3 protein-coding genes are annotated in these 2,835 nt (G+C 42.9%); all 3 read left to right on the plus strand.

The window, feature by feature from the left end:
• On the plus strand, window positions 1–192 hold a 192-nt coding region (locus tag GNE10_RS33495), incomplete at its 5' end, for a hypothetical protein (protein ID WP_221643094.1).
• Between the two features lie 66 nt (window positions 193–258).
• On the plus strand, window positions 259–1,308 hold the full coding sequence (gene fbp, locus GNE10_RS33500) for a class 1 fructose-bisphosphatase (RefSeq protein ID WP_185570356.1): 1,050 nt from the start codon (window positions 259–261) through the stop codon (window positions 1,306–1,308).
• Window positions 1,309–1,597: 289 nt separating this feature from the next.
• Window positions 1,598–2,785: a transaldolase gene (gene tal / locus GNE10_RS33505; protein WP_185570357.1), complete on the plus strand. Its 1,188-nt coding sequence runs from the start codon at window positions 1,598–1,600 to the stop codon at window positions 2,783–2,785.
• Window positions 2,786–2,835 lie beyond the last annotated feature (50 nt).

The raw sequence follows: 2,835 nt of genomic DNA on the forward strand, positions 1-2,835 counted from the left end.
ATCTCCCCCTCTCCCTCATACCCCCACTCGCCACTTTACAAAGCTGCATTGTTGGATAGTGTACAAATAGCGATCGCAGTTATCACTTTAGGTGCTGCTGATACTGGCGTTGCAATCAAAGATGGTAATTTGGGCATTTCTTTAGTTTGTCTAAAGGCGCATCTAAGTTCTCAAATTACCTTTCTAAGATAGAGACAGCGACCATAAAGTTGCGACAAATAACCCAACTCACAGCTAGTGGCTACGGAGAAGACAAAAATGACTCAAGCGCCAGAATCTTTAGACAAGTCTTTCAACGACGCTACAGACAAAGCTTTAGATCGTGATTGTACAACTTTATCACGTCACGTTTTACAGCAACTTCAAAGTTTTTCGGCAGATGCACAAGATTTGAGTGCGCTGATGAATCGTATCGCCTTGGCTGGTAAACTGGTTGCGCGCCGCATGAGTCGGGCTGGTTTGATGGAAGGTGTCTTGGGATTCACTGGGGAAGTGAACGTGCAAGGTGAATCCGTTAAAAAAATGGATGTCTATGCCAACGATGTTTTTATCTCTGTATTTAAGCAAAGCGGCTTAGTTTGTCGGCTAGCTTCTGAGGAAATGGAAAAACCTTACTATATCCCAGAAAATTGCCCCATTGGGCGTTATACTCTGCTTTACGACCCCATTGACGGTTCATCAAACACTGATATCAATCTCAGCTTAGGTTCCATTTTCGCTATTCGCCAACAAGAAGGAACTGATAGCGATCGCCAAGCAAGTGACCTGTTAGCCAACGGACGCAAGCAAATTGCCGCCGGATACATCCTCTATGGCCCTAGCACAATGCTAGTTTATACTATAGGTAAGGGGGTTCATTCCTTTGTCCTCGACCCCAGTTTAGGCGAATTTATTCTCACAGAAGAAAATATCCGCATTCCCAACCACGGTGCTGTTTACAGCGTGAATGAGGGTAACTTCTGGCAATGGGAAGAATCAATTCGGGAATACATCCGCTACGTTCACCGCACAGAAGGCTATACCGCTCGATATAGCGGAGCAATGGTGAGCGACATCCACAGAATTTTAGTTCAAGGTGGTGTATTTCTCTACCCAGGTACAATTCAAAAACCAGAAGGGAAATTGCGTTTGCTTTATGAAACCGCACCTTTAGCCTTTTTGATCGAGCAAGCAGGCGGTCGTGCCACTACAGGACTAGTTGATATCTTAGACGTAGTGCCAAAAAAATTGCATCAGCGCACACCTTTAATTATTGGTAGTAAAGAAGATGTGGCTAAAGTCGAGTCTTTTATTCAAAACGGTCATTAAATGAGGATGAAAAAACGTCAAGTATGCATTTAGATTTCATTAATTTAAGGTTAATCATGGTGATTTAGGATTGTTGATGCACAATAGCACTTCTGAAAAATCAATTAAGGATTATTTCAGCTGGTCGATGCGATAAGTGATTGGCAACGGCACAATTCAGAAGTCACCGTTAATAATCAACAGTATTCAACACCTAATAATTAACAGATGTGAAATGATAGCTGTTTGAGAAATTGATGGATGCCAACTTCACTAGGAAACATCATACAGGAGTGGGAAAAACTAGGTTATGGCAACCAATCATCTACTAGAAATTAAACAATACGGTCAAAGTATCTGGATGGATAATTTGAGCCGTGACATTATTCAATCAGGGGAACTCCGAGACTTGGTTGAAAATCAAGGAATTGCTGGAATAACTTCCAATCCAGCGATTTTTGAAAAAGCGATCGCAGGCAACGTCATTTATGATGCTGACATAGAAGCCGGAGTTCGAGCTGGTCTACCAACATACAAAATTTACGAATCGCTGATTTTTGCAGATATTCGTAGTGCCTGTGATATTTTACGCCCAGTTTATGAAAGCTCAAATTACCTAGATGGTTATGTGAGTATTGAAGTACCGCCTACCATTGCCCACGATACCCAAGCAACAATAGCCGAAGCCAGACGCTATTTCCAAGAAATTGGGCGGGAAAATTTAATGATTAAAATTCCCGGTACTGAAGCTGGTTTGCCAGCAGTGGAACAAGCTATTTCTGAAGGCATCAATGTTAACATCACATTGCTGTTTTCTGTAGAAAGTTACGTCAACACAGCTTGGGCATATATTCGGGGTTTAGAAAAACGGCTACAGGAAGGTAAAGACATCAGCAAAATAGCTTCAGTGGCCAGTTTCTTCCTCAGCCGGATTGATAACAACATCGACGCCAAAATAGATGCTAAGTTGAAAAAAGGTGTTGATGATATTAACCTCGAAGCCAAGCTCAGAGCTGTTCAAGGAAAAGTAGCGATCGCCAACGCCAAGATTGCCTACCAAGAATACAAGAAAATCATCGAAAGCGATGCCTCCGGCGGGCAAAGCCAACGTTGGCAAGCTTTAGCAGCAAAAGGAGCCAAAGTACAACGGCTACTGTGGGCTAGCACCAGCACTAAAAACCCCAATTACAGCGATGTGATGTATGTCGATGAGTTGATTGGTAAAGATACCGTAAACACCCTACCACCAACCACCATCAAAGCTTGTGCCGATCATTGCAACGTAGGCGTTGGCGAAGCCGACGGCAGGCATCCTATAGAAACAGATGTAGATGAAGCATACAAGCTGATCGAAAACCTCAAAGATCCCGACATCAACATCAATCTCGATACCGTCATGGATGAACTCTTAGCTGAAGGTATTGACAAGTTCATCCAGCCGTTCCAGTCCTTGATGAACTCTTTAGAAGAAAAGATCAAGGTATTGTCACCAGTGTAGGGAACAGAAGAGGGGAAAAGGTTAAAGGGTAAAGGGTAAAGGTATAGTTC

Origin of the sequence: Nostoc sp. 2RC (assembly GCF_014222165.1) — a bacterium.
Lineage (GTDB): Bacteria > Cyanobacteriota > Cyanobacteriia > Cyanobacteriales > Nostocaceae > Nostoc > Nostoc linckia.